The 25320-nt window shown below is 45.5% G+C and carries 27 protein-coding genes; 25 read left to right on the forward strand and 2 right to left on the reverse strand.

Annotation, left to right across the window (positions count from 1 at the left end; translation table 11 throughout):
- The first annotated feature begins 38 nt into the window (after positions 1-38).
- The 14 genes from PKF022_RS00510 (at position 39) to hisD (ending at position 15320) form a co-directional block, all read left to right on the forward strand.
- Positions 39-4784: a glutamate synthase-related protein gene (locus PKF022_RS00510; protein WP_281776779.1), complete on the forward strand. Its 4746-nt coding sequence runs from the start codon at positions 39-41 to the stop codon at positions 4782-4784.
- Positions 4785-4831: 47 nt separating this feature from the next.
- Positions 4832-6295: a glutamate synthase subunit beta gene (locus PKF022_RS00515; protein WP_281776780.1), complete on the forward strand. Its 1464-nt coding sequence runs from the start codon at positions 4832-4834 to the stop codon at positions 6293-6295.
- 10 nt (positions 6296-6305) lie between these two features.
- Positions 6306-7160 carry an ABC transporter ATP-binding protein gene (locus PKF022_RS00520; protein WP_281776781.1) on the forward strand — a complete coding sequence of 285 codons (855 nt, stop codon included), beginning with the start codon at positions 6306-6308 and terminating at the stop codon, positions 7158-7160.
- Positions 7157-7945, forward strand: coding sequence for a lipid asymmetry maintenance ABC transporter permease subunit MlaE (mlaE, locus tag PKF022_RS00525; RefSeq protein ID WP_281776782.1), 789 nt, complete (start codon positions 7157-7159; stop codon positions 7943-7945). Before PKF022_RS00520 ends, mlaE begins: the two co-directional genes overlap by 4 nt.
- A 21-nt stretch (positions 7946-7966) precedes the next feature.
- On the forward strand, positions 7967-8449 hold the full coding sequence (gene mlaD / locus PKF022_RS00530) for an outer membrane lipid asymmetry maintenance protein MlaD (RefSeq protein WP_281776783.1): 483 nt from the start codon (positions 7967-7969) through the stop codon (positions 8447-8449).
- Positions 8446-9198, forward strand: coding sequence for a VacJ family lipoprotein (locus PKF022_RS00535; protein WP_281776784.1), 753 nt, complete (start codon positions 8446-8448; stop codon positions 9196-9198). Before mlaD ends, PKF022_RS00535 begins: the two co-directional genes overlap by 4 nt.
- A gap of 69 nt (positions 9199-9267) precedes the next feature.
- A complete protein-coding gene (locus PKF022_RS00540; RefSeq protein ID WP_281776785.1) occupies positions 9268-9909 on the forward strand; it encodes an ABC transporter substrate-binding protein in 642 nt (213 codons plus the stop codon).
- Positions 9910-9927: 18 nt separating this feature from the next.
- Positions 9928-10185 (forward strand): STAS domain-containing protein, encoded by a 258-nt coding sequence (locus tag PKF022_RS00545; protein ID WP_216231109.1) that lies wholly within the window; start codon positions 9928-9930, stop codon positions 10183-10185.
- 5 nt (positions 10186-10190) lie between these two features.
- A complete protein-coding gene (locus tag PKF022_RS00550; protein WP_281777444.1) occupies positions 10191-10943 on the forward strand; it encodes an ABC transporter ATP-binding protein in 753 nt (250 codons plus the stop codon).
- Positions 10940-11728: an ABC transporter permease gene (locus PKF022_RS00555; protein WP_281776786.1), complete on the forward strand. Its 789-nt coding sequence runs from the start codon at positions 10940-10942 to the stop codon at positions 11726-11728. Before PKF022_RS00550 ends, PKF022_RS00555 begins: the two co-directional genes overlap by 4 nt.
- A 32-nt stretch (positions 11729-11760) precedes the next feature.
- The gene (locus tag PKF022_RS00560; RefSeq protein ID WP_068320176.1) at positions 11761-12009 is read left to right on the forward strand and encodes a BolA family protein; all 249 of its coding nucleotides are present in this window, start codon (positions 11761-11763) and stop codon (positions 12007-12009) included.
- A 42-nt stretch (positions 12010-12051) separates the two neighbouring features.
- Positions 12052-13326 carry a UDP-N-acetylglucosamine 1-carboxyvinyltransferase gene (murA, locus tag PKF022_RS00565; protein WP_281776787.1) on the forward strand — a complete coding sequence of 425 codons (1275 nt, stop codon included), beginning with the start codon at positions 12052-12054 and terminating at the stop codon, positions 13324-13326.
- 20 nt (positions 13327-13346) lie between these two features.
- Entirely contained in the window at positions 13347-13973 is a 627-nt protein-coding gene (gene hisG, locus PKF022_RS00570) for an ATP phosphoribosyltransferase (protein ID WP_281776788.1), read from the forward strand.
- A gap of 24 nt (positions 13974-13997) precedes the next feature.
- Positions 13998-15320 carry a histidinol dehydrogenase gene (gene hisD / locus PKF022_RS00575; RefSeq protein WP_281776789.1) on the forward strand — a complete coding sequence of 441 codons (1323 nt, stop codon included), beginning with the start codon at positions 13998-14000 and terminating at the stop codon, positions 15318-15320.
- A 30-nt stretch (positions 15321-15350) separates the two neighbouring features.
- Here hisD and hisC read toward each other — a convergent pair whose 3' ends face one another.
- Entirely contained in the window at positions 15351-16418 is a 1068-nt protein-coding gene (gene hisC, locus PKF022_RS00580) for a histidinol-phosphate transaminase (RefSeq protein ID WP_281776790.1), read from the reverse strand.
- Between the two features lie 116 nt (positions 16419-16534).
- On the opposite strand from hisC, the gene hisB reads away from it, so the two are divergent.
- The 10 genes from hisB to tatC are packed head-to-tail and all read left to right on the forward strand — an operon-like array spanning position 16535 to position 22228.
- Positions 16535-17122 carry an imidazoleglycerol-phosphate dehydratase HisB gene (gene hisB, locus PKF022_RS00585; RefSeq protein WP_216231117.1) on the forward strand — a complete coding sequence of 196 codons (588 nt, stop codon included), beginning with the start codon at positions 16535-16537 and terminating at the stop codon, positions 17120-17122.
- Between the two features lie 49 nt (positions 17123-17171).
- Positions 17172-17828, forward strand: coding sequence for an imidazole glycerol phosphate synthase subunit HisH (gene hisH, locus PKF022_RS00590; protein ID WP_281776791.1), 657 nt, complete (start codon positions 17172-17174; stop codon positions 17826-17828).
- Positions 17829-17846: 18 nt separating this feature from the next.
- Positions 17847-18608: a 1-(5-phosphoribosyl)-5-[(5-phosphoribosylamino)methylideneamino]imidazole-4-carboxamide isomerase gene (gene hisA / locus PKF022_RS00595; protein WP_215400629.1), complete on the forward strand. Its 762-nt coding sequence runs from the start codon at positions 17847-17849 to the stop codon at positions 18606-18608.
- The gene (gene hisF / locus PKF022_RS00600; protein WP_216231120.1) at positions 18608-19366 is read left to right on the forward strand and encodes an imidazole glycerol phosphate synthase subunit HisF; all 759 of its coding nucleotides are present in this window, start codon (positions 18608-18610) and stop codon (positions 19364-19366) included. Before hisA ends, hisF begins: the two co-directional genes overlap by 1 nt.
- A gap of 51 nt (positions 19367-19417) precedes the next feature.
- On the forward strand, positions 19418-19831 hold the full coding sequence (gene hisI / locus PKF022_RS00605) for a phosphoribosyl-AMP cyclohydrolase (RefSeq protein WP_281776792.1): 414 nt from the start codon (positions 19418-19420) through the stop codon (positions 19829-19831).
- A gap of 37 nt (positions 19832-19868) precedes the next feature.
- Positions 19869-20270: a phosphoribosyl-ATP diphosphatase gene (locus PKF022_RS00610; protein WP_215362482.1), complete on the forward strand. Its 402-nt coding sequence runs from the start codon at positions 19869-19871 to the stop codon at positions 20268-20270.
- A gap of 35 nt (positions 20271-20305) precedes the next feature.
- On the forward strand, positions 20306-20662 hold the full coding sequence (locus tag PKF022_RS00615; RefSeq protein ID WP_216231123.1) for a histidine triad nucleotide-binding protein: 357 nt from the start codon (positions 20306-20308) through the stop codon (positions 20660-20662).
- 16 nt (positions 20663-20678) lie between these two features.
- Positions 20679-20900: a Sec-independent protein translocase subunit TatA gene (gene tatA, locus PKF022_RS00620; RefSeq protein ID WP_216231124.1), complete on the forward strand. Its 222-nt coding sequence runs from the start codon at positions 20679-20681 to the stop codon at positions 20898-20900.
- 57 nt (positions 20901-20957) lie between these two features.
- Positions 20958-21434, forward strand: coding sequence for a Sec-independent protein translocase protein TatB (gene tatB, locus PKF022_RS00625; protein ID WP_216231126.1), 477 nt, complete (start codon positions 20958-20960; stop codon positions 21432-21434).
- A gap of 11 nt (positions 21435-21445) precedes the next feature.
- Positions 21446-22228 (forward strand): twin-arginine translocase subunit TatC, encoded by a 783-nt coding sequence (gene tatC, locus PKF022_RS00630; protein WP_281776793.1) that lies wholly within the window; start codon positions 21446-21448, stop codon positions 22226-22228.
- Here tatC and PKF022_RS00635 read toward each other — a convergent pair.
- Complete coding sequence (locus tag PKF022_RS00635) at positions 22225-23688, reverse strand: sel1 repeat family protein (RefSeq protein WP_281776794.1); 1464 nt, start codon at positions 23686-23688, stop codon at positions 22225-22227. The genes tatC and PKF022_RS00635 overlap by 4 nt on opposite strands.
- A 208-nt stretch (positions 23689-23896) precedes the next feature.
- Between PKF022_RS00635 and PKF022_RS00640 the strand changes: the two genes are divergently transcribed.
- Entirely contained in the window at positions 23897-25219 is a 1323-nt protein-coding gene (locus tag PKF022_RS00640; protein WP_281776795.1) for a porin, read from the forward strand.
- The last annotated feature ends 101 nt before the right edge of the window (positions 25220-25320 follow it).

The raw sequence follows: 25320 nt of genomic DNA on the forward strand, positions 1-25320 counted from the left end.
CAAAAGTAATTAGGCCTTTGTCGCCCCTCGGAAATACTATGACTACACAATTAAATAATGATCTTCGTCCAATTGCTCAAGGTTTATATGACCCTAGAAATGAGCATGATGCTTGCGGCGTAGGATTCGTGGCACACATCAAAGGCAAGAAATCTCATGAGATCGTTTCTCAGGGATTAAAGATTCTCGAAAATTTAGATCACCGGGGAGCGGTAGGTGCCGATCCTCTGATGGGTGACGGCGCTGGTATCTTGATTCAGATTCCGGATACTTTGTATCGCGAAGAGATGGCTAAGCAGGGTGTGACCTTGCCACCATTAGGTGAATATGGCGTTGGCATGATTTTCTTGCCAAAGGAACACGCTTCACGTTTAGCGTGTGAGCAAGAATTAGAGCGTACCGTTCGTTTAGAAGGACAGGTAGTTTTAGGTTGGAGAGATGTTCCGGTGGATGTGAAGTTACCGATGTCTCCAACAGTGCAAATGACGGAGCCATTTATTCGTCAAATTTTCATTGGCCGTGGTCGTGACATCATGACGACTGATGCACTCGAGCGTAAGTTATATGTGATTCGTAAGACAGCAAGTCACGCTATTCAAGATTTGCACCTGAAGCATGGCAAGGAATATTTTGTTGCTTCAATGTCTGCTAGGACTATTGTTTATAAGGGTTTGCTGTTGGCTAACCAAGTAGGCGCTTATTACCAAGATCTACAAGATAAGCGTACTGTGTCAGCGCTTGCATTAGTGCATCAACGCTTCTCAACCAACACTTTCCCTGCTTGGGAATTAGCGCATCCATATCGCATGATTGCTCACAATGGTGAGATCAATACTGTTAAAGGAAATGTCAATTGGGTGAATGCACGTGAAGGCGCAATTAGCTCCCCAGTGCTTGGCGATGATTTGCAAAAACTCTGGCCATTAATTTATCCAGGTCAGTCAGATACAGCCTGTTTTGATAACTGCTTAGAGTTGTTAGTGATGTCTGGTTATCCATTGGCTCAAGCCATGATGATGATGATTCCAGAGGCGTGGGAGCAGCACACATTAATGGATGACAATCGTCGCGCTTTCTATGAATATCACGCGGCAATGATGGAGCCATGGGATGGCCCAGCAGCAATGGCATTTACCGATGGTCGTCAAATTGGCGCAACATTGGATCGCAATGGATTGCGCCCAGCACGTTATTACGTGACTGATGATGACCTCGTCATCATGGGATCTGAGGCCGGTGTATTGCCGATTCCTGAGAGCAAGATCGTACAAAAATGGCGCTTGCAACCAGGCAAGATGTTCATGATCGACATGGAGCAAGGTCGCATCATTGATGACGTTGAATTAAAGAATGCAGTTTCCAAGGCTAAGCCTTATAAGAGTTGGATCGACGCTGTTCGTGTGAAGTTAGATGAAGTGGATGCCAGCAAAGTGGACTTGGTTGATGAGAAAACAACTATTCGTCCGGCTGCTAAATTGTTAGATCGCCAACAAGCATTTGGTTACACCCAGGAAGACATTAAGTTCCTCATGGCCCCAATGGCCATGAATGGCGAAGAGGCTATTGGTTCAATGGGCAATGACAGTCCGTTGGCAGTTCTTTCTAATAAGAACAAGCCGCTCTATAACTACTTCAAGCAATTATTCGCGCAAGTTACCAATCCTCCGATTGATCCAATTCGCGAGAACATGGTGATGTCATTGGTCTCTTTCATTGGACCTAAACCTAACTTGTTAGACACTAACAACATCAATCCACCAATGCGCTTAGAAGTAAGTCAGCCCATTTTGGATTTTGATGACATTACTAAGATTCGTCACATTGGTCATTACACCAATGGTAAGTTCCGCTCTTATGAATTGGATATTTGCTATCCAGCTTCATGGGGTAAGGCTGGCATTGAAGCGCGCTTAGCTTCACTGTGTGCTGAAGCAGCAGATGCAGTGCGTTCCGGTTACAACATCCTGATCGTGAGTGATCGTCAGGTTGACGAAAAGCATGTGGCTATTCCAGCGTTATTAGCAACTTCCGCAATCCATCAGCATTTAGTACAAAAAGGTTTACGCACTAGCGTTGGCCTAGTAGTAGAGACTGGAAGTGCGCGTGAAACACACCACTTTGCACTCTTGGCTGGTTATGGCGCAGAAGCAGTTCATCCATATCTCGCCATGGAAACCTTGGCAGAGATGGCAAAAGGCTTATCTGGTGATTTGTCTGCTGAAAAAGCAGTGAAAAACTTTGTGAAAGCAATTGGCAAGGGCTTGCAAAAAGTCATGTCCAAAATGGGCATCTCCACTTACATGTCTTATACCGGATCACAGATTTTTGAGGCCATTGGTTTAAATCACGACATCATTGATCAATACTTCAAAGGAACGCCATCAAATGTTGGTGGTATCGGTGTGTTTGAGGTTGCTGAAGAAGCATTACGTATGCACTCATCAGCATTTGGCAATGACCCCGTGTTAACCAATATGCTTGATGCTGGCGGTGAGTACGCTTTCCGTATTCGTGGGGAGAACCATATGTGGACTCCAGACACGATTGCGAAGTTACAGCACTCCACACGTATTGGTGCAGAAAAGGGCTACCAGACCTATAAAGAGTACGCCAACATCATTAATGATCAAACTAAGCGTCAAATGACTTTGCGTGGTTTATTTGAATTCAAGATTGATCCAGCAAAAGCCATTCCGTTAGACGAGGTAGAGTCTGCAAAAGAAATCGTTAAACGTTTTGCAACGGGCGCGATGTCTTTGGGTTCGATCTCTACAGAAGCACACGCTACCTTGGCAATTGCTATGAACCGAATTGGCGGCAAGTCCAATACTGGTGAAGGCGGCGAAGATCCAAACCGTTATGTGAATGAACTCAAGGGCATCCCCATCAAAAAGGGCGAGTCTTTAGCCAGTATCTTGGGTAGCGATGTTGTTGAGGCTAATATCCCATTGCAAGATGGTGACTCTTTGCGTTCTAAGATTAAGCAAGTTGCTTCTGGTCGCTTTGGTGTCACCACTGAGTACCTACGTTCTGCGGACCAGATTCAGATCAAGATGGCACAAGGCGCTAAGCCTGGTGAAGGCGGTCAATTGCCGGGCGGTAAGGTTTCTGATTACATCGGTAAGTTGCGTTTCTCAGTGCCAGGCGTCGGTTTGATTTCTCCTCCTCCGCACCACGATATTTATTCGATTGAAGATATTGCACAGTTGATTCATGACTTGAAGAACGTCAATCCAAAAGCCGACGTTTCTGTGAAGTTGGTATCTGAGGTAGGCGTTGGAACTGTTGCAGCTGGTGTTGCGAAAGCTAAAGCAGACCACGTTGTGATCGCTGGCCATGATGGCGGTACTGGCGCATCCCCACTGTCTTCAATCAAGCATGCTGGTTCTCCATGGGAGCTTGGTCTCGCTGAAACACAGCAGACATTGGTTCTCAATGGCTTGCGTAGTCGTATTCGTGTTCAGGCTGACGGCCAAATGAAGACTGGTCGCGATGTAGTGATTGGTGCTTTATTGGGCGCAGATGAATTTGGTTTCGCGACAGCTCCATTGGTGGTTGAGGGTTGCATCATGATGCGTAAGTGTCATTTAAATACCTGCCCAGTTGGTGTTGCTACACAAGATCCAGAATTGCGTAAGAAATTCTCTGGCAAACCAGAACACGTTGTGAACTTCTTCTTCTTTATTGCCGAAGAAGCTCGCGAAATCATGGCGCAATTGGGCATCCGCAAGTTTGATGACTTAATTGGTCGCGTTGATTTATTAGATACCCGTAAAGGTATTGAGAACTGGAAAGTACACGGCTTAGATTTCAGTAAGATTTTTGCCGAGCCAAAAGTTGCTGCTGAAGTTCCGCGTTATCAAGTATTGACACAGGATCATGGTTTAACCAATGCACTTGACAATATCTTGATCGAAAAGAGTGAGCCTGCATTAGAGCGTGGTGAGAAAGTGTCTTTCATTGTTCCGGTGAAGAACGTAAACCGTACTGTAGGCGCGATGCTTTCTGGTGAAGTAGCTCAACGTTATGGTCATGCAGGTTTGCCAGATGACACTATCCACATTCAGCTGAATGGCACGGCTGGTCAAAGCTTTGCAGCTTTCTTAGCGCGTGGCATCACTTTAGATTTGGTTGGTGACGGCAATGACTACGTTGGTAAAGGTCTATCCGGTGGCCGCGTAATTGTTCGTGCTCCCCATGAATTCCGTGGCGATACTGCGAAGAACATCATTGTGGGTAATACCGTTCTCTACGGCGCGATTGCTGGTGAGGCATTCTTTAACGGTGTAGCCGGTGAGCGTTTCGCAGTGCGTAACTCTGGTGCAACAACGGTTGTCGAAGGTACTGGTGACCATGGTTGTGAGTACATGACCGGTGGCACAGTAGTCGTATTAGGCGCAACAGGACGTAACTTTGCCGCAGGTATGAGCGGTGGTATTGCTTATGTTTACGACGAAGATGGTTTGTTCGATAAGCGTTGCAATACCAGCATGGCCACTTTGGAAAAGGTGCTGCCGTCTGCTGATCAGATTGCCAAGATGCCTAAGTCTGAGTGGCATGCCCCTGTCGATGTTAAAGATGGTGGCGAGCGCTTAACTGACGAGCAAATCTTGAAGGGCTTGATTGAACGTCATTTCCGTCACACCGGCTCTGAGCGCGCTAAAGCAATCTTGGCTGATTGGGAAAATGCCCGCAGTCGTTTTGTGAAGGTTCTCCCAACTGAGTACAAACGTGCTCTCGGTGAGTTGTGGGAAAAAGCTCAAAATAAAACTGTTGCAGCTTAAGCCGCTGAATTAATAAAGACATTAAGAAAAGATACTAAGGATTCGATATGGGTAAAGTCACTGGATTTATGGAGTTTGAGCGCGTAGATGAAAAATACGAAGCGCCAGTTAAGCGTCTCCATCATTACAAAGAGTTTGTTGCCGCTTTAACCGATGAAGAAGCGAAAGTTCAAGGTGCGCGCTGCATGGATTGCGGTATCCCATTTTGTAATAACGGATGCCCAGTCAATAACATCATCCCTGATTTCAATGACTTGGTATTTCATAACGATTGGAAGAACGCATTAGATGTTTTGCAATCAACTAATAACTTCCCAGAATTCACGGGCCGCATTTGCCCAGCTCCTTGCGAAGCTGCTTGTACTCTAGGCATCAATAGCACTGCGGTAGGCATCAAATCTATTGAGCACGCCATCATTGATAAAGGATGGGATAGCGGTTGGGTTAAGCCTCAGCCATCCAAGACCAAGACCGGTAAAAAAGTAGCGGTAGTTGGCGGCGGCCCTGCAGGTATGGCAGCTGCACAGCAATTGGCTCGTGTTGGTCACGATGTGACTGTGTTTGAGAAGAATGATCGTGTTGGTGGCTTACTGCGTTATGGCATCCCAGACTTCAAAATGGAGAAGTGGTTGATTGACCGTCGCGTAGAGCAGATGCAAGCTGAAGGCGTGAAGTTTGAAACGGGTGTGTTTGTTGGCAAAGAAGCGATTGGTGCTGAAGTAAAAAATTACTCCACTAAAACCGTATCTCCTGAGCAGTTGATGAAAGATTTTGATGCTGTAGTGATCACTGGTGGCGCAGAGCAGCCACGTGATTTGCCAGTCCCAGGTCGTGAGTTAGCCGGTGTGCACTATGCGTTGGAATTTTTGATTCCACAGAACAAAGAAAATGCAGGTGATTTCAAGAACGAAATTCGTGCAACTGATAAGCATGTTGTGGTTATCGGTGGTGGAGATACGGGCTCTGATTGTGTGGGCACATCAAATCGCCACGGCGCAACCAAGATTACTCAGTTCGAGTTGCTCCCGCAGCCTCCTGAAGAAGAAAACAAGCCTTTAGTATGGCCATATTGGCCAACGAAGTTGCGTACATCTTCGTCTCATGAAGAGGGTTGTGATCGTGACTGGTCAGTGGGAACAAAGCGCTTTGAAGGTAAAGACGGCAAAGTAGAGAAATTGATCGGCGTTCGTTTGGAGTGGAAAGACGGCAAGATGTCAGAAGTGCCAAATTCTGAATTTGAGATCAAAGCAGATCTGGTACTTTTGGCAATGGGCTTTGTATCCCCAGTGCAGCAGGTCCTCAATGCCTTTGGCGTAGAAAAAGATGCGCGCGGCAATGCTAAAGCGACTGTAGATGGTCAAAATGCCTATCAAACGAATGTTCCTAAGGTATTTGCGGCTGGAGATATGCGTCGCGGACAGTCCTTGGTTGTTTGGGCGATCCGTGAAGGCCGTCAATGCGCTCGTTCAGTAGATGAGTATTTAATGGGGTCTTCTGTTTTACCTCGATAATGTCGAGGATATGAACAGTGGCCAGCCAAACTCCTTGGATGTAAGCAAGCAAGCTGCAGGCGAAGTTGTCGTCTCTATTAAAGACGTCAACTTTTCTTATGCTCCAGGAGAGCGGCAAATTTTGTCGGGACTCAATATGGAGTTTCGACGCGGCCAAGTAGTGGCAGTAATGGGTGGTTCTGGTTGCGGTAAGACTACTATCCTTCGTTTGATCGGCGGTCAATATACCGCCCAATCAGGCCAAGTGCTGTTTGAAGGACAAGATATTGGCAAGATGAGCGGCGCTGAGTTGATGGCAGCTCGTCGACGAATGGGCATGTTATTTCAGTTTGGCGCTTTGTTCACCGATCTTAGTGTTTTTGAAAACGTTGCCTTTCCTTTGCGTGAACATACTGATTTAAGCGAAGAACTTTTGCACTCATTAGTATTGATGAAACTCAATGCGGTGGGTTTGAGAGGTGCGCGCGATTTAATGCCTGCACAAATTTCTGGCGGCATGGCTAGACGGGTTGCGCTTGCAAGGGCGATTGCTTTAGATCCGCCGCTCATCATGTATGACGAGCCATTTGCTGGTCTTGATCCTATTTCTCTTGGAATTACAGCACGCTTGATTCGTGATCTTAATAATGCCCTGGGAGCCACGAGTTTATTGGTTACTCATGATGTTGAAGAAACCTTTGCCATTGCAGATTATGTTTATTTCATCGCGAATGGCCGCATTGGTGCAGAAGGAACTCCTGAGGAGTTAAGTCGTTCAACGGATCCTTTTGTTAGACAGTTTTTAGATGCAGCTCCAGATGGCCCTGTGCCTTTTCACTATCCAGGAAAAACTTTGGAAGAAGATTTTGGAGTGAGATCTCTGTGACTACACTATTAAATCTCTTTGGCGATCTTGGATTTTTTGTTCGCCGTAATTTAAGCAGTCTTGGATTGGCTGCCCGCATGTTTGTCGCAGTGATCATGCGCTCAGGATTCTTGCTTAAGAGACCACGTTTAGTGATTGATCAAATTTTGTTTGTTGGCAATCATTCTTTTGTCATCATTGCAGTCTCGGGTTTGTTCGTTGGTTTTGTTTTGGGCTTACAGGGCTACTACACCTTAAATCGTTATGGCTCAGAACAAGCACTTGGTTTATTAGTCGCTTTGTCTTTGACTCGTGAGCTGGGCCCAGTCATTACGGCCTTATTGTTTGCCGGTAGAGCCGGAACTTCATTAACGGCTGAGATTGGCCTAATGAAAGCTGGGGAACAATTGACTGCTATGGAGATGATGGCGGTGGACCCCTTGGGGCGTGTGATCGCACCACGACTCTGGGCGGGCATTATTTCTATGCCTATCTTGGCAACGATCTTTACCGCAGTAGGTGTTTTGGGTGGTTATTTGGTTGGCGTTCCACTGATTGGGGTTGATTCGGGTGCTTTTTGGTCTCAGATGCAGGGTGGGGTAGACCTGTTTTCAGATATTGGCAATGGCTTGATTAAAAGCATGGTATTTGGTGTGGCGGTAACTTTTATTGCCCTTTACCAAGGTTATGAATCCAAACCTACGCCGGAAGGCGTTTCGCAAGCGACTACCCGTACGGTAGTGATCTCTTCTTTATCGGTTTTAGCTTTAGATTTCTTGCTAACCGCGATGATGTTCTCAAATTAGAAAGAATAAACTGGGGCTCTTATGAGAAAAAGTGCAATTGATGTTTGGGTAGGAATCTTTGTTGCCATTGGTTTGCTGGCGGCGCTATTCCTCGCGCTGAAGGTCGGAAATATGAATGCAGTGTCATTCGCTCCAACATACAAAATTTCTGCACGTTTTGACAACATCGGCGGCCTGAAACCTCGTGCACCTGTTAAAAGTGCTGGTGTAGTCGTTGGCAGAATCGCCAATATTACTTTTGACGATAAGACATATCAAGCAACAGTAGTGATGACGATTGAAGACTCTTACAAGTTTCCAAAGGATTCTTCAGCCAAGATTTTGACATCTGGCTTATTAGGCGAGCAATACATTGGTCTTGAGGCAGGCGGCTCTGATGATATGTTGGCGAATGGCGAGAAGATTTCTCAAACTCAGTCAGCGATTGTTTTGGAAAATCTGATCAGTCAGTTTCTCTATAACAAAGCGGCAGATAGCGGTCAGGAAAAGGGCGCATCAAAATGATGTTGTCTGTTGTGCGTAAGCTCAAGGCAGCCATCTTGCTGAGTTTGGTTGCTGCCATGGTTGGTTGCGCTTCGATTCCTGCTGGTGCAGAGCGCTCCCCCCAAGATCCTTGGGAGCCATTCAATCGCTCCGTATTTGAATTTAATGAAGGCTTGGATGCTTACGTACTCAAGCCAGTGGTTGCTGGGTATCGTTTTGTTTTGCCTGAATTTGTTCGCGATGGCATTTACAACTTCTTTAGTAACTACAGTGATATCTACACTGCGCTGTATAACTTGCTACAAGGTAAGCCTGGTTATGCATTTAGCGATCTGATGCGAGTGATGGTGAATACAACCATGGGCTTGGGTGGTCTGATCGATCTAGCTACACCAGGCGGACTTGAAAAGCACAAAGAAGATTGGGGTCAGACTTTAGGTGTATGGGGTGTTCCTTCTGGCCCTTATGTTGTTTTGCCTTTCTTTGGCCCAAGTAACGTGCGCGATACTTTTGGAACGGTTGCCGATTTAGAGTCCGATTACTTATTTAGACTCTTGCCAAATGTTGCCCTACGCAATAGTTTGACTGGTTTACGCGTCGTCAATGCGCGAAATACGTATTACGAGGCTGGCGATTTATTGGATGGCGCTGCAATTGATAAATATAGCTTCATGCGTGATGCTTATATTCAAAGACGGGCATATCAAATCAATGAGGGTCGCGATGATGAAGAGCCTCTCATGCCGGTTTATGAAAATCCGTATCAATGAGCAGTCAGCTAATGTGGTTTGAAGCGACTAAAATGAGTCTCAATACAAAAAAGATGGCGGGCAGGGAATATGAAAATTTTTAAAAGAATCTACAGCTTAGTTTTGGTGAGCACACTATTCGCATCCGCTGCCGTTTTTGCTCAAACCCCCGATCCATCAACGCCGCCGGATGCTTTAATTAAGATGGTCGTTACAGAAGTAATGGCAACAGTGAAAGCCGACCCTGATATTCAAAAGGGCAATATTCCTAAGATTGTGGATTTAGTTGAAAAGAAAATTGTTCCCTATACCGATATGCGTCGTACGACTGAAATGGCTATGGGGCCTAATTGGAAAAAAGCAACGCCTGAGCAGCAGGCGCAATTAACCTCCGAGTTTAAGAATTTATTGATTCGCACTTACTCTGGCGCTTTGAGCCAGTTGCGCGATCAAACTGTTCAATTTAAGGCGTTGCGCGCAGCACCAGACGACAAAGAAGTGGTTGTGAAGACGGTTGTATTGGGACGTGGCGATCCAGTGCCCTTGGACTATCGCCTAGAGAAAACAGCCAATGGCTGGAAAGTCTATGACATGAACATCATGGGTGTTTGGTTGGTTGAAGCCTACCGCAATCAGTTTTCTAATCAAATCAGCCAAAACGGCATAGAAGGCTTGGTGAAGTTCTTGCAGGATCGTAATAAACAATTAGCTACTGCTAAACCAAGTAATTAATTGGTAAGCAAAGACATCATGCCCTTTCTTTTGCCAAAAACCGTTACACAAGAAAATGCCTTGCAGTTGCAAAAAGAAGGTTTGCTGAATAGCCCTAGCTTGCAATCGATTGATTGTTCGGCGCTAAAAGATTTTGACTCGACTGTATTGACTGTATTATTGGCATGGCAGAAAAAGCTTATGACTGAAGGAAAGTCTATTTCAGTGGAGCGCGCACCAGAGAAGTTGAAGGTCTTGGCTGGTGTTTATGGTGTTGCAGCATTGCTAGGTTTATAATGGCAATGCACCCTGCAATATCTATTCAAAATATATCTAAGCAATACGGAGCACTCCAAGCATTAGATGATGTTTCTCTAACGATTGAGCCTGGTGAGTTTTTTGGTTTATTGGGCCCCAATGGTGCTGGCAAAACTACTCTCATTTCTATTTTGGCTGGCTTAGTTAGACCTAGCTATGGTCATGCAGCCATTATGGGCGCCGATGTTCAAAAAGGTTTTCGTGACGCGCGCCGTATGTTGGGCGTTGTTCCTCAAGAGTTGGTCTTTGATCCTTTCTTTACTGTGCGTGAGACTTTACGGTTTCAGTCCGGATACTTCGGGATACGCAATAACGATGCATGGATTGACGAGATCATGGCAAATCTTGATCTCACCTCCAAGGCGGATAGCAATATGCGCTCTTTGTCTGGCGGTATGAAGCGTAGAGTACTTGTTGCACAAGCATTGGTGCATAGACCGCCAGTCATTATTTTGGACGAGCCTACCGCTGGTGTTGATGTGGAGTTGCGTCAATCGCTCTGGCAATTTATTAGTAGACTCAATCAGGATGGCCATACGATTGTTTTGACAACGCATTATTTGGAAGAAGCTGAAGCTCTATGTCAGCGCATAGCCATGCTGAAGCAGGGCAAGATAGTGGCTTTAGATACCACTGCTAATTTATTAAGTCGCTATGGATCTGTCAAAAAAGACGGGGAAGGTAAAACCGATTTAGAAGAGGTCTTTGTCAATATTATGTCCGGAGGTGCTTTATGAAGCATGGACTAAATAGACCTGCATTGCAATATGGCAGCGGTTTTCCAACTCTTCTCTTTAAAGAAGTAAAACGTTTCTATAAGGTTGCATTCCAGACAATTGCAGCACCGGTTCTAACCGCTGTGTTGTATCTGATGATCTTTGGCCATGTACTTGAAGGTAAAGAGATTTATGGCCGTCTCAGTTATACGGCTTTCTTGATTCCTGGCTTAGTCATGATGAGTGTTTTGCAAAATGCGTTTGCAAATACTTCTTCTTCTTTGATTCAATCCAAGGTAACAGGTAACTTAGTATTTGTTTTATTAGCCCCCTTGAGTCATTTTGAGTTTTATGCTGCCTATATTCTGGCTGCTGTATTCAGGGGTATTGTGGTTGGTCTGGGTGTGCTCCTGATTACTTCTTGGTTTGCATTCCCCGCGCTCGAATATCCATTATGGATTTTGGTGTTCGCATTCTTGGGCGCGGCAATATTGGGAAGCTTGGGATTGATAGCTGGCATCTGGGCGGATAAGTACGACCAGTTGGCTGCTTTTCAGAACTTCATCATCATGCCTGCCACCATGTTATCTGGCGTTTTCTACTCTATTCATTCGTTACCGCCAGCATGGCAAGTGGTATCCCACTTCAATCCTTTCTTTTATATGATTGATGGGTTCCGCTACGGTTTTTTTGGGGTCTCTGATAACTCCCCTTGGAGTAGTTTGGCGATTGTGTTTTGCTTCTTTGTAGTGGTCTCAATCATTGCATTGCGCTTGCTACAAAAGGGCTATAAGCTCCGTTACTAATTATCGATACCCTGGATTCATTAGGAGAAAAAATGTTACCTACCCCTGAACAAATTGAAGGCTATATCAAGCAAGGTATTCAGTGCACTCATATTCAAGTGGAAGGCGATGGCCAGCATTTTTTTGCAACTATTGTTAGCCCCGAGTTTGAAGGTAAGCGTTTAGTGCAGCGTCATCAATTGGTTTATGGTGCTATGGGTGATCGCATGAAGGCAGAAGTACATGCTTTATCCATTAAGGCATTCACACCAGAAGAATTTGCTCAGAATTCAGCAGCATAAAAATCACATTATTAATTATTAAGTTTTTACTGGAATCGTTTCATGGATAAATTACGAATGGTTGGCGGAACTCCTCTCAACGGAGAGGTAGTGATTGCTGGCGCTAAAAATGCCGCGTTGCCAATTTTGTGTGCTTGTCTATTGACCGATCAACCGGTTGTTTTACGCAATGTTCCTGACTTGCAAGACGTACGCACCATGCTCAAGCTTTTGCAGGAGATTGGTGTCACAGTAGACTTTCCAAATGCTAGCGATCGTAGTCATATGGTCTTGAATGCAGCAGTCATCAAAAGCTCCGAAGCCACCTATGAGATGGTAAAAACAATGCGCGCTTCTATTTTGGTGCTCGGACCATTGTTGGCCAGAATGCATAGCGCGAAGGTATCTTTGCCTGGTGGCTGCGCGATTGGTGCACGTCCGGTAGATCAGCATATTAAGGGCCTCAAGGCCATGGGCGCGAGCATCAAAATTAAGAGCGGCTATATCCAGGCCGAAACAAAGCCTCAATCAGATCGATTGAAAGGCGCTTCGATCTTGACCGATATGATTACTGTGACTGGTACCGAAAATTTATTGATGGCCGCAACTTTGGCTTCGGGTACAACAGTTTTAGAGAATGCTGCGCGTGAGCCTGAGGTTGGCGACTTAGCGGAATTGCTGGTGAAGATGGGCGCCAAGATTTCTGGCATCGGTAGCGATCGCTTGGTAATTGAAGGTGTCGAAAAATTGCATGGCGCAGAACATTCGGTAATTCCGGATCGCATTGAGGCTGGAACATTTTTATGCGCAGTGGCTGCAACTGGTGGCGAGATTACAGTCAAGCACTGCCGCCCTGATACCTTAGACGCAGTTATTGTGAAATTGAAAGAAGCCGGTCTGCAAATGGAGATTGGCTCCGATTGGATTAAGGCATCCATGAAGGATCGTCCTAAAGCGGTCAATTTCCGCACCTCTGAATATCCCGCCTTTCCAACAGACATGCAGGCACAGCTGATGACAGTGAATGCAATTGCAGCTGGCAGTTCAATGATTACGGAGACGATTTTTGAGAATCGCTTTATGCATGTGCAAGAGCTCAATCGTCTGGGTGCGGATATTGCAATCGAAGGCAATACTGCAATTGCCCAAGGAGTCGAAAAACTCTCCGGTGCCATCGTAATGGCTACAGACCTACGTGCCTCAGCTAGCTTGGTGATTGCCGGATTGGCTGCCCAAGGAGAAACCCAGGTGGACCGGATTTACCACTTGGATCGTGGCTATGACCGTATGGAACAGAAGTTAACCCTTTTAGGTGCCAAGATTGAGCGCATCAAGTAAGGCTGATGGATAATTAGTCCATGAAATTGACTTTAGCCCTCTCCAAGGGTCGCATCTTCGAAGAAACCGCAGAGATCTTATCCAAGGTCGGTATTGTGCCGCTGGAAGATCCGGAGAAATCTCGCAAACTGATCATTGAGACTACCAATCCAGATGTCCGTTTAATTATCGTCCGCGCATCTGACGTTCCAACATACGTGCAATTTGGTGGCGCTGATTTTGGTGTTGCTGGTTTGGACGTATTAATGGAAAAAGGTAGCGATGGTTTATATGTCCCTTACGACTTAGACATCGCAAAGTGTCGTATGTCTGTAGCAGTGCGCGAAGGGTTTGACTATGCTGCAGCAGTTAAGCAAGGGTCACGCCTAAAAGTTGCTACAAAGTATGTCAACTGCGCACGTGATCACTTCGCCAATAAAGGCGTGCATATCGATACGATTCAGTTATATGGATCAATGGAGCTTGCTCCATTGGTAGGTCTAGCCGATGCTATTGTTGACTTGGTTTCTACAGGCAATACGCTAAAAGCGAATGGTTTAGTTGAAGTTGAGCCTATCGCTAATATCAGCGCTCGATTGGTAGTGAATCAAGCATCTTATAAGCGTAAGCGTGCTCAGCTGCAGCCTATTTTTGAGTTGCTGAAGTAATCAGTAGCCACGAGAAGTCTTTTCATGCCTGCAAACATCAACGTTAAGCGCCTTAATAGTAAGGATGCGAGCTTCAGAGAGATTCTGTTGTCCAGCCTTTCTTTGCCATCGGCTGATGATGAGGCAATAGATACTGCAGTAGTAAAAATTTTGGCTGCAGTGAAAGATAAAGGCGACGAAGCAATTCTTGGTTTTACAAAACAGTTTGATCGTTTAAATGTTGCAAGTGTTTCTGAATTAGAAATTCTTCGCCAAGATTTAGAGCAGGCTTACCAATCTTTATCTGTTGAGCAAAAAAGTGCCCTAGACGTTGCGGCGCAAAGAGTTCGCGCTTATCACGAGCAGCAAAAGATTGAAGCGGGTTGTCATTCTTGGGAATATGAAGAGAAAGATGGTACGCGCTTAGGTCAAAAAGTAACCCCCTTAGATCGCGTTGGTATTTATGTGCCGGGCGGTAAAGCGGCTTATCCATCTTCAGTATTGATGAACGCAATTCCTGCCAAGGTAGCGGGTGTTGCTGAAGTCATCATGGTGGTGCCCACTCCAGACGGAGCGCGCAATCCATTAGTTCTGGCGGCAGCCTTTCTGGCTGGGGTTGATCGTGTCTTTACGATCGGCGGAGCGCAAGCGGTTGGTGCTCTGGCCTATGGAACCAAAACAATTCCTTCGGTCGACAAAATTGTGGGGCCGGGCAATGCCTATGTAGCTGCAGCAAAGCGCCGAGTATTTGGTACGGTAGGCATCGACATGATTGCGGGCCCATCAGAAATATTAGTGCTCTGCGATGGATCTACTAACCCTGATTGGGTTGCAATGGATTTGTTCTCACAGGCTGAACATGATGAGCAAGCGCAATCCATTTTGCTTTGTCCAAATGCTGCATATATTGAGCAAGTACAGGCTAGCATTAATAAGCTATTACCAGAAATGCCAAGAGCCAAAGTGATTGAAGCCTCACTTATAAATCGTGCCTTATTGATTCAGGTTAAAGATATGGCAGAAGCCTGTGAAATTGCGAATGCTATTGCTGCCGAGCATTTGGAGATTTGTGCTGCTGATCCACGCAAGTGGGCCGAGCAAATTCGCCATGCTGGCGCTATCTTCATGGGTAGCTACACCAGTGAATCACTTGGTGATTACTGTGCCGGACCCAACCACGTGTTGCCGACTGCGCGTACTGCACGCTTCTCTTCACCGTTGGGTGTTTACGATTTCATCAAGCGCTCAAGCATGATTGAGGTGAGTGAGGCCGGTGCACAAACTTTGGGTGCAGTAGCTAGTACTTTGGCTCACGGAGAAGGCTTGCAGGCCCACGCCCGCGCAGCTGAGATGCGCCTTAAGAAGTAAGTTCAAAAACGCTCGAACTTACTAAATAAATTAACTCAGTATTTCCTTTAGAGCGGCGACGAGTTCGCCGCTTTGTGCATCAGTGCCAATCGTAATACGCAAGAAATCTTCTATGCGTGCAGACTTGAAGTGGCGCACGATAATGCCGCGATCACGTAATGCTTGATAGAGCTCTACACCAGCATGCTTTGGATGCCGCGTAAAAATAAAGTTGGCAGTTGAAGGTAGTGTTTCAAATCCCAAAGCATTGAGCTGCTCAATTAACTGAGTGCGAGTTTGTATAACCTTGGCAGACGTTTCTTCCAGATGAGATTGATCTTCAATGGCTGCAATCGCGCCTGCTTGAGCAAGTCGTCCTAACGGATAAGAGTTAAAGCTATTTTTTACTCGCTCCAATCCTTCAATTAAATCTGGATGACCAACAGCAAAGCCAACGCGCAGGCCGGCTAAGGCACGTGATTTAGAAAGCGTGTGAACAACTAATAAATTTTCTGGGCAGTGTTTGCTGCGCAATAATGGAATACAAGACTCGGTGCCGTAATCTACATAGGCCTCATCAATCACCACTACAGAGTCTTTGTTTCGAGACAGCAAAGCTTCGATTTCAGAACGAGGGATTGATCTACCGGTTGGAGCATTTGGGTTCGGAAAAATAATCCCACCGTTAGGAGTTTGATAATCAGCCGTGTTGATCTCAAACTGGTCACCTAATGGGATTGTTTGGTAATCAATTCCAAATAGCTTGCAGTAGACCGGATAGAAGCTATATGTAATATCCGGAAAGTTGACGGGCTTACTTTGTTTGAGAAGCCCAGCAAAGACATGCGCTAAAACTTCATCTGAGCCATTGCCTAAAAATACTTGTTTTGGATCTAGGCCATGCAATTTGGCGATGGCTTGTTTGAGGGCTGCACCTTCTGGATCAGGATAAAGGCGCAAATCCGCAGTGTTTTGACCTTCAATAGCAGCAAGGGCCTTTGGCGATGGGCCGTAAGGGCTTTCGTTGGTGTTGAGTTTGACCAGCCGCTGCATTTGCGGTTGCTCCCCCGGAACGTAAGGGGTTAGGGTTTTAACAACGGGGCTCCAAAAACGGCTCATGTGGGGTCTCAAGTCAAAAATCGGGATGAAAGTGCAGCAATATCGATATTTAAATCTTCTCTAGGAATGATATTATGAGGCTTCAATCAACACTTCGCCTCGCGGCGCAATGAAGCATGCGGCAAGCCGACGTTACCCGAAACACTTCGGAAACCAAAATTCAGATTTCCATCAATTTGGATGGTACCGGTAAGGCTGAACTAGCCTCCGGCGTTCCTTTTCTTGACCATATGTTGGATCAGATTGCCCGTCACGGCATGATTGACCTCAAAGTGGTTGCTAATGGCGATACCCATATTGATGATCACCACACCGTTGAGGATGTTGGGATCACCTTAGGCCAAGCCTTTGCTAAGGCCGTAGGAGATAAAGCTGGCATCACTCGTTATGGCCATTCTTATGTGCCCTTGGATGAAACCCTTTCTCGTGTAGTGGTCGATTTCTCTGGCCGCCCTGGCTTAGAATTTAACGTGCCATTTACTCGTGCTCGTGTGGGTGACTTTGACGTCGATCTCAGTATTGAGTTCTTCCGTGGTTTTGTGAATCACGCAGGAGTGACTTTGCATATTGATAATTTGCGTGGCATTAATGCGCATCACCAGATTGAAACTGTCTTCAAGGCCTTTGGACGCGCTTTGCGTATGGCTTTGGCAGTGGATCCTCGTGCTTCTGGTTCTATTCCTTCAACCAAAGGCAGCCTCTAATCTAGATCTTCTAGTTGCCCGTTAGATAACAGCAAAGATAGGCTCAATTTTGGCGCAAACCATTGCGATCGTTGATTATGGAATGGGTAATCTCCGTTCTGTGTATCAAGCATTTCATCATGTCGCACCTGATGATCATGTGTTGATCGCACATCAACCAGAAGAGATTCGTACGGCTGATAGAGTAGTGTTGCCTGGTCAAGGTGCGATGCCCGACTGCATGAAGCACCTAGACGACTCTGGTTTATTAGAAGCCTTGTTAGAGGCGTCAAAAAATAAGCCACTCTTAGGCGTATGCGTTGGCGAACAAATGCTATTTGATAAAAGTGCAGAGGTTCGCGCTACTGAGCAATGGACACCATGCCTGGGCTTAATTCCTGGGGAAGTACGTCGCTTTGATTTAATAGGTAAGAAGCAACCGGATGGATCTGCCTATAAAGTGCCACATATGGGCTGGAATCAAGTTCGTCAGGATCAAAAGCACCCGCTATGGGATGGAATACCTGATTTGACGAGCTTTTATTTCGTGCACAGCTACTATGTTGTGCCGCAGCGCAAGGAAGATACCGCTGGCTCTACTGAATATGGCGATTGGTTTACTTCTGCGGTGACGCGAGATAATATTTTTGCAACTCAATTTCATCCAGAAAAAAGTGCAGAATACGGATTAAAGCTTTATCAAAACTTTGTTTCTTGGCAACCTTAATTTAATTTACTCTTTGCTATGCTGCTGATTCCCGCAATTGATCTAAAAGACGGCCACTGTGTTCGACTCGAACAGGGTGACATGGATAAAGCCACAGTTTTTTCTGAAGACCCAGGTGCAATGGCGGCACATTGGATTAGCAAGGGAGCGCGCCGTTTGCACTTAGTGGATCTCAATGGCGCATTTGCGGGTAAGTTAAAAAATGAATCTGCTATTAAATCTATTTTGAAAGCAGTCGGAGATGAAATCCCCGTTCAGCTAGGTGGCGGTATTCGCGATCTCGAAACTATTGAGCGTTTATTAGATGACGGAATTAGCACTGTCATTATTGGTACTGCAGCCGTTAAGAATCCAGGATTTGTACAAGATGCTTGCACGGCTTTTCCAGGACATGTCATGGTTGGCTTAGATGCGCGTGATGGCAAAGTTGCAACGGACGGTTGGAGCAAAATTACTGGTCACGAGGTCATTGACCTTGCCAAGAAATTCGAAGACTGGGGCGTTGAAGCCATTATCTATACTGATATTGGTCGTGACGGCATGCTCAAGGGCGTCAATATTGATGCCACAGTAAAGTTGGCCCAGGCTATTCGTATTCCGGTAATTGCAAGTGGTGGCTTATCAAACAATCAAGACATTGATGCGCTTTGCAAAGCTGAAGAAGAAGGTGTTATGGGCGTGATTGCTGGCCGCTCAATTTATGCTGGCGATCTAGATCTTGCAGCTGCTCAAAAATATGCTGATGAGTTGACGCTGAAATATAAAAAGAAAATTATCTAGTGTTAACTAAGCGAATTATTCCTTGCCTTGATGTCACTGCAGGGCGCGTAGTTAAGGGTGTGAACTTCGTTGGCCTACGTGATGCAGGCGATCCTGTCGAAATCGCTAAACGTTATGACACACAAGGTGCAGACGAGCTAACCTTTTTAGACATTACCGCTACATCTGATGGGCGCGATCTAATTTTGCACATCATTGAAGATGTCGCATCACAAGTATTTATTCCTTTGACGGTTGGCGGCGGTGTACGCGCTGTTGCTGACGTACGTCGTTTGCTAAACGCTGGCGCAGATAAAGTCAGTATGAACTCTTCTGCTGTGGCAAATCCAGATTTGGTTTCTGATGCAGCTGCGTATTACGGTTCGCAATGTATTGTGGTGGCAATTGATGCCAAACAAACAGAGGCAGGTAATTGGGAGGTATTTACCCATGGCGGTAGAACTGCTACTGGTATGGATGTAGTTGAATGGGCCAAAGAAGTTGCTAAGCGTGGTGCAGGTGAGATTCTATTAACCAGTATGAATCGCGATGGCAGCAAAGATGGATTTGACTTGGCGCTTACTGCCGCTGTAAGTGATGCAGTATCCGTTCCAGTTATTGCTTCTGGCGGGGTTGGTAATTTGCAGCATTTAGTTGATGGCATCACCAAGGGGCATGCAGACGCTGTACTGGCGGCAAGCATTTTTCACTATGGTGAGTACACCGTTGGACAGGCAAAGGAATATATGGCTGCCCATGGAATTCCGGTTCGGATTTAATTAATCCCAGGCTTTTTAGTAAGTTTGTGCCATTGCCTGTAAAGTTTAGGTATGAGTAAATCTCAAAGCACCTTCAAACCCATTCAAGATCTTCAGGCTGGTTCATGGCTTGATGCTGTCTCATGGAATGAGCAAGGCTTGGTTCCGGCCATTGCCCAGGAGGTAGGTAGCAAAGATATCTTGATGATGGCTTGGATGAATCGAGATGCGCTTTTAGAAACTTTGCGTTTGGGCGAAGCGGTCTATTGGACTCGCTCTAGACAAAAGTTATGGCACAAAGGCGAAGAGTCTGGCCATACCCAAAAAGTAAAAGAAATTCGCTTAGATTGTGATGGCGACACGATTTTGCTTTTAGTTGAGCAAAAAGATGGTATTGCTTGCCATACCGGTGAGCATAGTTGCTTCTTTTTACAGTGGGACTCAGTAAAGGCTGCCTGGGTTGATGAGTCCGAGAACAAAAAGTAAAGCGCATGCTTTAACTTAAACGACATAAAATGATTAAATGACTAGTTCTGCAAATAAACCTTCTAATTTAGACTCTGCATTTGCCCATTTAGCAGATGTAGTTGATCAACGTCGTGATGCGTTTAAGGCTGGGCAAGCAGATCCTAAAACCTCCTATACCGCTTTGCTCTTTTCAAAAGGTGACGATGGAATTTTGAAGAAGATTGGCGAAGAGGCGACTGAAGCGGTAATGGCTGCAAAAGATGCGCGTAACTCAAATTTGGCGGCTGACCAGCAAAAGTTGCTGGTTGGTGAAATGGCTGATTTATGGTTTCACTGCTTAATTGCCCTGTCTCAATTTAACCTCCGCCCAGAAGATGTGATTGCCGAGCTTGATCGCCGTTTAGGAACCTCGGGTATTGAAGAGAAGGCTGCTAGAAAAGCGGCTGGCAAAGAGTAATCGCGGAATAACTCTGGAATAACTACGGAATAAGCATGTCACACGACCCTAATTGCCTGTTTTGCAAGATTTCTGCGGGTTTGATCCCTTCCCAGAAGGTCTACGAGGATGAGGAAATCTACGCTTTTAAAGATATCAATCCTGCAGCCCCAATCCATTTTTTGATGATTCCTAAAAAACATATACCCATGTTGGAGTCTTCGGAAAGCGTAGATATCCCTTTGCTGGGTAGAATGATGGAATTAGCACCCCGTCTTGCCAAAGAGCAGGGTTGTCGTCCCGGCAAGGATGGCGGCTTTAGATTGATGGTAAACAATGGTGCGGATGGTGGGCAGGAGGTTTATCACTTGCACTTACATGTGATGGGCGGTCCCCGCCCCTGGAAAAAATAATCCTAGGAGATTAAAGATGGGTTCATTTAGCATTTGGCATTGGTTAATTGTTTTGGTTATCGTGATGTTGGTATTTGGTACCAAAAAATTGCGTAACATCGGTCAAGATTTGGGCGGTGCTGTTAAGGGTTTCAAAGATGGCATGAAAACCCCTGAAGAGTCTAAAGAGCAAATTCAACAAAGTTCTGCAACAGCAGAAAAGACTGTTGATGTTCAGGCTAAAGACGTCAACAAATAATCAATCAATATTTGAAGCGCAATAGAAGCTCATGCAGCTAAAAAATGACTGAGTTAAATGATTGATCTTGGAGTTTCAAAGCTTGCGCTAATTGCCGTAGTTGCCTTGGTCGTTGTTGGACCAGAGCGTTTACCAAAAGTAGCCCGCATGGCAGGAAATTTATTTGGGCGCGCGCAACGCTACATGGCTGATGTCAAGTCTGAAGTCAACCGCCAAATGGAAGTCGAAGAATTTAAAAAGTTTCGAGAAGAAACGACCGCCACACTCAAAGAAGTTGAAAATAGTATTGGCTCCACCGTTCAAGAGGCCGGCGCTAACTTGAGCGATCAGGCTGACATCTTTGAAACTCATTTCGAAAAACCACCGCTGAATGAAAAAGAAGTGTTCGGTAAAAGCAAGCGCCAGGGCCGCAATAGCTGGGGTGTGCGTCGTGCCGCAAGGCCGGTTTGGTTTAAGCGCTCTGCAGGCATTCGTACTCGTGTGCAATCTGGGGCTGCCCGAATGAAGCGTTTTCATCATACCGCTGGTAAATAAAATATAAACGCATGACTGAAAAGAATTCAACTGAAGACTCGGGGTTACAAGAAACATTTCTATCCCACTTATTTGAATTGCGTGATCGCGTAATCAAGTCTGCATTAGCAATCATTGTAGTTTTTGTGTGCCTCGTTTATTGGGCCCCAGATATTTTTCATTTATTTGCACAGCCTTTACTTGAATCATTGCCAGCAGGCGGCAAAATGATTGTGACCGACGTCACGGGTTCATTCTTTGTGCCGATGAAAGTCACCATGCTTGTGGCATTTTTGATTGCGTTACCAGTGGTGATGTATCAACTCTGGGCTTTTATTGCACCAGGCCTCTATCTGCATGAAAGAAGGTTGATACTTCCTCTAGTGGTGAGTAGCTACAGCTTATTTATTATTGGTATGGCCTTCGCCTACTTTTTGGTATTCCCTACGGTGTTTAACTTTATGGCCAGCTATAACGCTCCATTGGGTGCAGAGATGTCTACTGATATCGATAAATATCTTGGCTTTGCCATGAATACCTTTTTGGCATTTGGTCTTACTTTTGAAGTTCCTGTGGTGGTAGTTGTTTTGGTACGCATGGGTATGGTGCCGCTGGCCAAGCTAAGAGAGATTCGCCCATATGTGATTGTTGGCGCTTTTGTGATTTCAGCAATCGTGACTCCGCCAGACGTACTGTCTCAATTACTTCTAGCTATCCCTATGACACTGCTCTACGAGCTAGGCCTTTTGATTGCCCGTTTTTATGAGCCCAAGCCATCAGAGGATGATGTTGCGTCAGAGAGCTCTACTACTTAATTAGTAGTTGCTTCGGTCGCTTGACCTGCAAAGGTCGCCTTCAACCAGTCGGTTGCTCGATCAAAACGATAGCGTCTTTGGCGAAGATTGCCCTCCAGGTCTATTTCAGAGCCCGCAAAAGCTTTGCCAGCCGCTAATAGGGCGCGACGTTGTTGAATAGTTTCAATCTGAATCAATCTAGGTAATATCTTCGGTAGCTCCCAGCGAATATCGACGACAACGCAGTGCTCATGTTGCAGCTGACCCACTTCGCATAGCAATAATTCTGCTTTGCTGAAATTAAATTGGTTTGCAATGATGAGTCGATGACATAACAAGAGCCAATCTTCATCTAGCTTATGTTCGGAATGGTGATTTAGCGCCTGCTCTGCAAATTGAGCCAACTCAAACCATTCGTTTTTCTTTGGATCCGAGCAACTTTCCAAAATCTTGCTCAGCAAATCTTTTGCTTCTGGTACTCCTTGTTGATGCGCCTGCCAAACCCAATAAGAGGCTTGTAGTCCGCGAACCTTTTCTTCAGACTTTTCGCGCTTGCGCCATAGATTGGCACCTTTGCGTAACTGTGCTTGCGCATGACCAAGGTCAGCGGCGCGATCAAAGCAGCGATCACTTTCTGCTGCGTTGTATCCAGAAAACTGTGGACGTCGATAAATTTCGCCAAGTGCATACCATGCATCGCGATCGCCATCTTTCGCAGCAAGCTCTAACCAATGTGCTGCTTTTTTAAGCGAGGCATTGGATTTTGTTTCGGCTGACTCAACCCTGTCGTCGAGTTGTGCAAGTCTTAAGCCCAAAGTAAGCTTTGCAATAGTTAGACCAAGTTCAGCCGCTCGAACTAAAGCCTCTTCATTTTGTTCGTCTAACCAAACATTCCACAAAGAAGAGAGCGCCTCATTTTTTGGTTGGAGCTTGATGAGCAATTCTTTTGCATTGGATGCGTAAGTTGAGCTTCCTTCTGCTAGTTCGGCCAAATAATTTTTTGCTAGTTTTTGAAGGCCGCCAAAATCCAGCGCAGAAATTTTCTCAACAGCTGTAACACCGCTAGATTTTTTAAGCCAATCAGATAACTGGGATTGAATGTCTTGATGCTGTGGATTGATGAGTAAATTCACTAGCTGCCACTTTGCTGCTGAGGCATGCTCTAAATCATGATTTGCTTCAGCAAGCCTCCAAAATGAGTCCCAGCCAAACCCAAATGCAGGGGAATTAAAGGTTTCAACTAAAGGGATGGAGGCAACTTGAGCCAAGGCTTTAAGAATTTCAGAGCTACTTGAGCTTTGATCTTCAAGTGCCTGATTTGTAATAGAAAAATAGGATTTCTCTAGCCAAATCAAGGCATTAGCAGGCTGAATAGGCGTTTTATAGGCACCTGTTAGGTATGCATTGGCCAAATTTTGTTGCGCAGAAACATCACCCAATCGGGCTGAACTCAGGATTTTTAAGAATTCACGGCTTGCCATATGACAATTTTGGCATCTGAGGCCTATAAAAGACAGAAAAGAGGGGGCTTGTTGCCGAGATACAACGAAGAAAGCCAAAAAACTACCTTTTGACAAGCAAAAAGAGCTCCTAAATACCCTGACCCCCAATCTAGTAGGGCAAAACAAGCAAAATTCAATGGTCCCAGTTTTATTTGGGCATTACTTTTAATTTTTGGAGATTTAAAGAATGAAAAAATCGCTATTTGCTATCGCAGCTACAACAGCATTTGCTGGCGCAGCTCAAGCTCAATCAAGCGTAACCGTATACGGTCTTTTGGACGTTGGTTATGTTGGTTACAACACACGTGCAGCTAACTTGCCAACAACAACTGGTGCTCCATCAGGCGTTGTAAGCAAGACAACAGGTAACGCATTCTCATCATCTGCAGAATCTACTTCACGTTTGGGTTTCAAGGGTACTGAAGATTTAGGCGGCGGCACTTCTGCTTTCTTCACTATCGAACTCGGTTTGACACCTAACGGCGCACAAAACGTTAATACTGGCGCTACACAAAACCGTCAAACTTTCGTTGGTTTGAAGAAGAATGGCGTTGGCCAATTCGCATTGGGTACTCAGTACACAACAGTTCATAACGCTGTTGCCGCAACTGACCCAGGTCAAGCTAACAACATTGCTGGTAACCTTATTTACCCAGCTATCACTGAAGGTGCTGGCTCTGCTGAGAACTCAACTGGTGCAGCTTACACAGTTCGTACAAACAACCAGTTATCTTTGAAATCAGCAACATTTGCTGGCTTCACAGCTAATGCAATGCTTGTTGCTAACAACAAGAACTCTAACCAAACTACTGGTACATCTACACAGCCAAACACAGCTTCTAGCTTAGCTTCTAGCTACACTTCTGGCGGTGTTAATAACCAAAACGGTTGGGGCTTGGGTGTTGATTACGCAATTCAAAAGTTCTATGCAACTGCTAACTACCAGGCTTTGACTTCAAAGCAAGCTTACAACCCATATGCATCTTATGCAATGCAAGCTTCTACAGGTGCAACAGTTACTAACTCTGCTATTACCAATACTGGTTTCCCAACAGTTGGTTACGCAGGTGGTGCTTCAACTCCTGGTACAAACGTACAAGACAACCAGTTCTACGTAGCTGCTACTTATGACTTCGGTATCTTGAAGGCATACGCTCAGTACATCGATCGTAAAGTTTCTGCACAACAGAACAGCAATTTCTACCTCAAGCGTTCTGCTGAGCAGATCGGTGTTCGTAGCTACATCACTCCAGCTATCGAAGCTTGGGCTTCTGGTGGTATGGGTCGTTACACAGGTTACGGTGCTAACACTGCTAACTTGACAGCATGGCAGATTGGCTCTAACTACTGGGTCAGCAAGCGTACTAACTTGTACGCAATCTATGGTCAAACTGGTACATCAAACACTTCATTGCCAACAGCTTTGAATGGTTCACAGACTATGGGTACAAACAATCCTAGCTCTACAAACATCAGCAACTACGCTGTTGGTATCCGTCACACTTTCTAATTTAATGCTAGCGTAAGCTAGTTAGAATTAGTTAGGCATTAAATTAACCCACCGTGGTAACACGGTGGGTTTTTCTTTATTGGTCTCTGGATATACCTGCT

Source organism: Polynucleobacter sp. KF022 (genome assembly GCF_027924105.1).
In the GTDB taxonomy this organism is placed as follows: Bacteria; Pseudomonadota; Gammaproteobacteria; order Burkholderiales; family Burkholderiaceae; genus Polynucleobacter.

Coding starts and splice junctions, on each gene's coding strand:
- PKF022_RS00560 (WP_068320176.1), top strand. CDS start 11,761: ATGTTACCTACCCCTGAACAAATTGAAGGCTATATCAAGCAAGGTATT.
- murA (WP_281776787.1), top strand. CDS start 12,052: ATGGATAAATTACGAATGGTTGGCGGAACTCCTCTCAACGGAGAGGTA.
- PKF022_RS00520 (WP_281776781.1), top strand. CDS start 6,306: ATGAACAGTGGCCAGCCAAACTCCTTGGATGTAAGCAAGCAAGCTGCA.
- hisC (WP_281776790.1), bottom strand. CDS start 16,418: ATGAGCCGTTTTTGGAGCCCCGTTGTTAAAACCCTAACCCCTTACGTT.
- PKF022_RS00510 (WP_281776779.1), top strand. CDS start 39: ATGACTACACAATTAAATAATGATCTTCGTCCAATTGCTCAAGGTTTA.
- PKF022_RS00535 (WP_281776784.1), top strand. CDS start 8,446: ATGATGTTGTCTGTTGTGCGTAAGCTCAAGGCAGCCATCTTGCTGAGT.
- hisD (WP_281776789.1), top strand. CDS start 13,998: ATGCCTGCAAACATCAACGTTAAGCGCCTTAATAGTAAGGATGCGAGC.
- tatA (WP_216231124.1), top strand. CDS start 20,679: ATGGGTTCATTTAGCATTTGGCATTGGTTAATTGTTTTGGTTATCGTG.
- PKF022_RS00615 (WP_216231123.1), top strand. CDS start 20,306: ATGTCACACGACCCTAATTGCCTGTTTTGCAAGATTTCTGCGGGTTTG.
- mlaD (WP_281776783.1), top strand. CDS start 7,967: ATGAGAAAAAGTGCAATTGATGTTTGGGTAGGAATCTTTGTTGCCATT.
- hisB (WP_216231117.1), top strand. CDS start 16,535: ATGCGGCAAGCCGACGTTACCCGAAACACTTCGGAAACCAAAATTCAG.
- PKF022_RS00545 (WP_216231109.1), top strand. CDS start 9,928: ATGCCCTTTCTTTTGCCAAAAACCGTTACACAAGAAAATGCCTTGCAG.
- hisA (WP_215400629.1), top strand. CDS start 17,847: ATGCTGCTGATTCCCGCAATTGATCTAAAAGACGGCCACTGTGTTCGA.
- hisG (WP_281776788.1), top strand. CDS start 13,347: ATGAAATTGACTTTAGCCCTCTCCAAGGGTCGCATCTTCGAAGAAACC.
- PKF022_RS00540 (WP_281776785.1), top strand. CDS start 9,268: ATGAAAATTTTTAAAAGAATCTACAGCTTAGTTTTGGTGAGCACACTA.
- PKF022_RS00610 (WP_215362482.1), top strand. CDS start 19,869: ATGACTAGTTCTGCAAATAAACCTTCTAATTTAGACTCTGCATTTGCC.
- PKF022_RS00515 (WP_281776780.1), top strand. CDS start 4,832: ATGGGTAAAGTCACTGGATTTATGGAGTTTGAGCGCGTAGATGAAAAA.
- tatC (WP_281776793.1), top strand. CDS start 21,446: ATGACTGAAAAGAATTCAACTGAAGACTCGGGGTTACAAGAAACATTT.
- PKF022_RS00555 (WP_281776786.1), top strand. CDS start 10,940: ATGAAGCATGGACTAAATAGACCTGCATTGCAATATGGCAGCGGTTTT.
- hisI (WP_281776792.1), top strand. CDS start 19,418: ATGAGTAAATCTCAAAGCACCTTCAAACCCATTCAAGATCTTCAGGCT.
- PKF022_RS00550 (WP_281777444.1), top strand. CDS start 10,191: ATGCACCCTGCAATATCTATTCAAAATATATCTAAGCAATACGGAGCA.
- tatB (WP_216231126.1), top strand. CDS start 20,958: ATGATTGATCTTGGAGTTTCAAAGCTTGCGCTAATTGCCGTAGTTGCC.
- PKF022_RS00640 (WP_281776795.1), top strand. CDS start 23,897: ATGAAAAAATCGCTATTTGCTATCGCAGCTACAACAGCATTTGCTGGC.
- PKF022_RS00635 (WP_281776794.1), bottom strand. CDS start 23,688: ATGGCAAGCCGTGAATTCTTAAAAATCCTGAGTTCAGCCCGATTGGGT.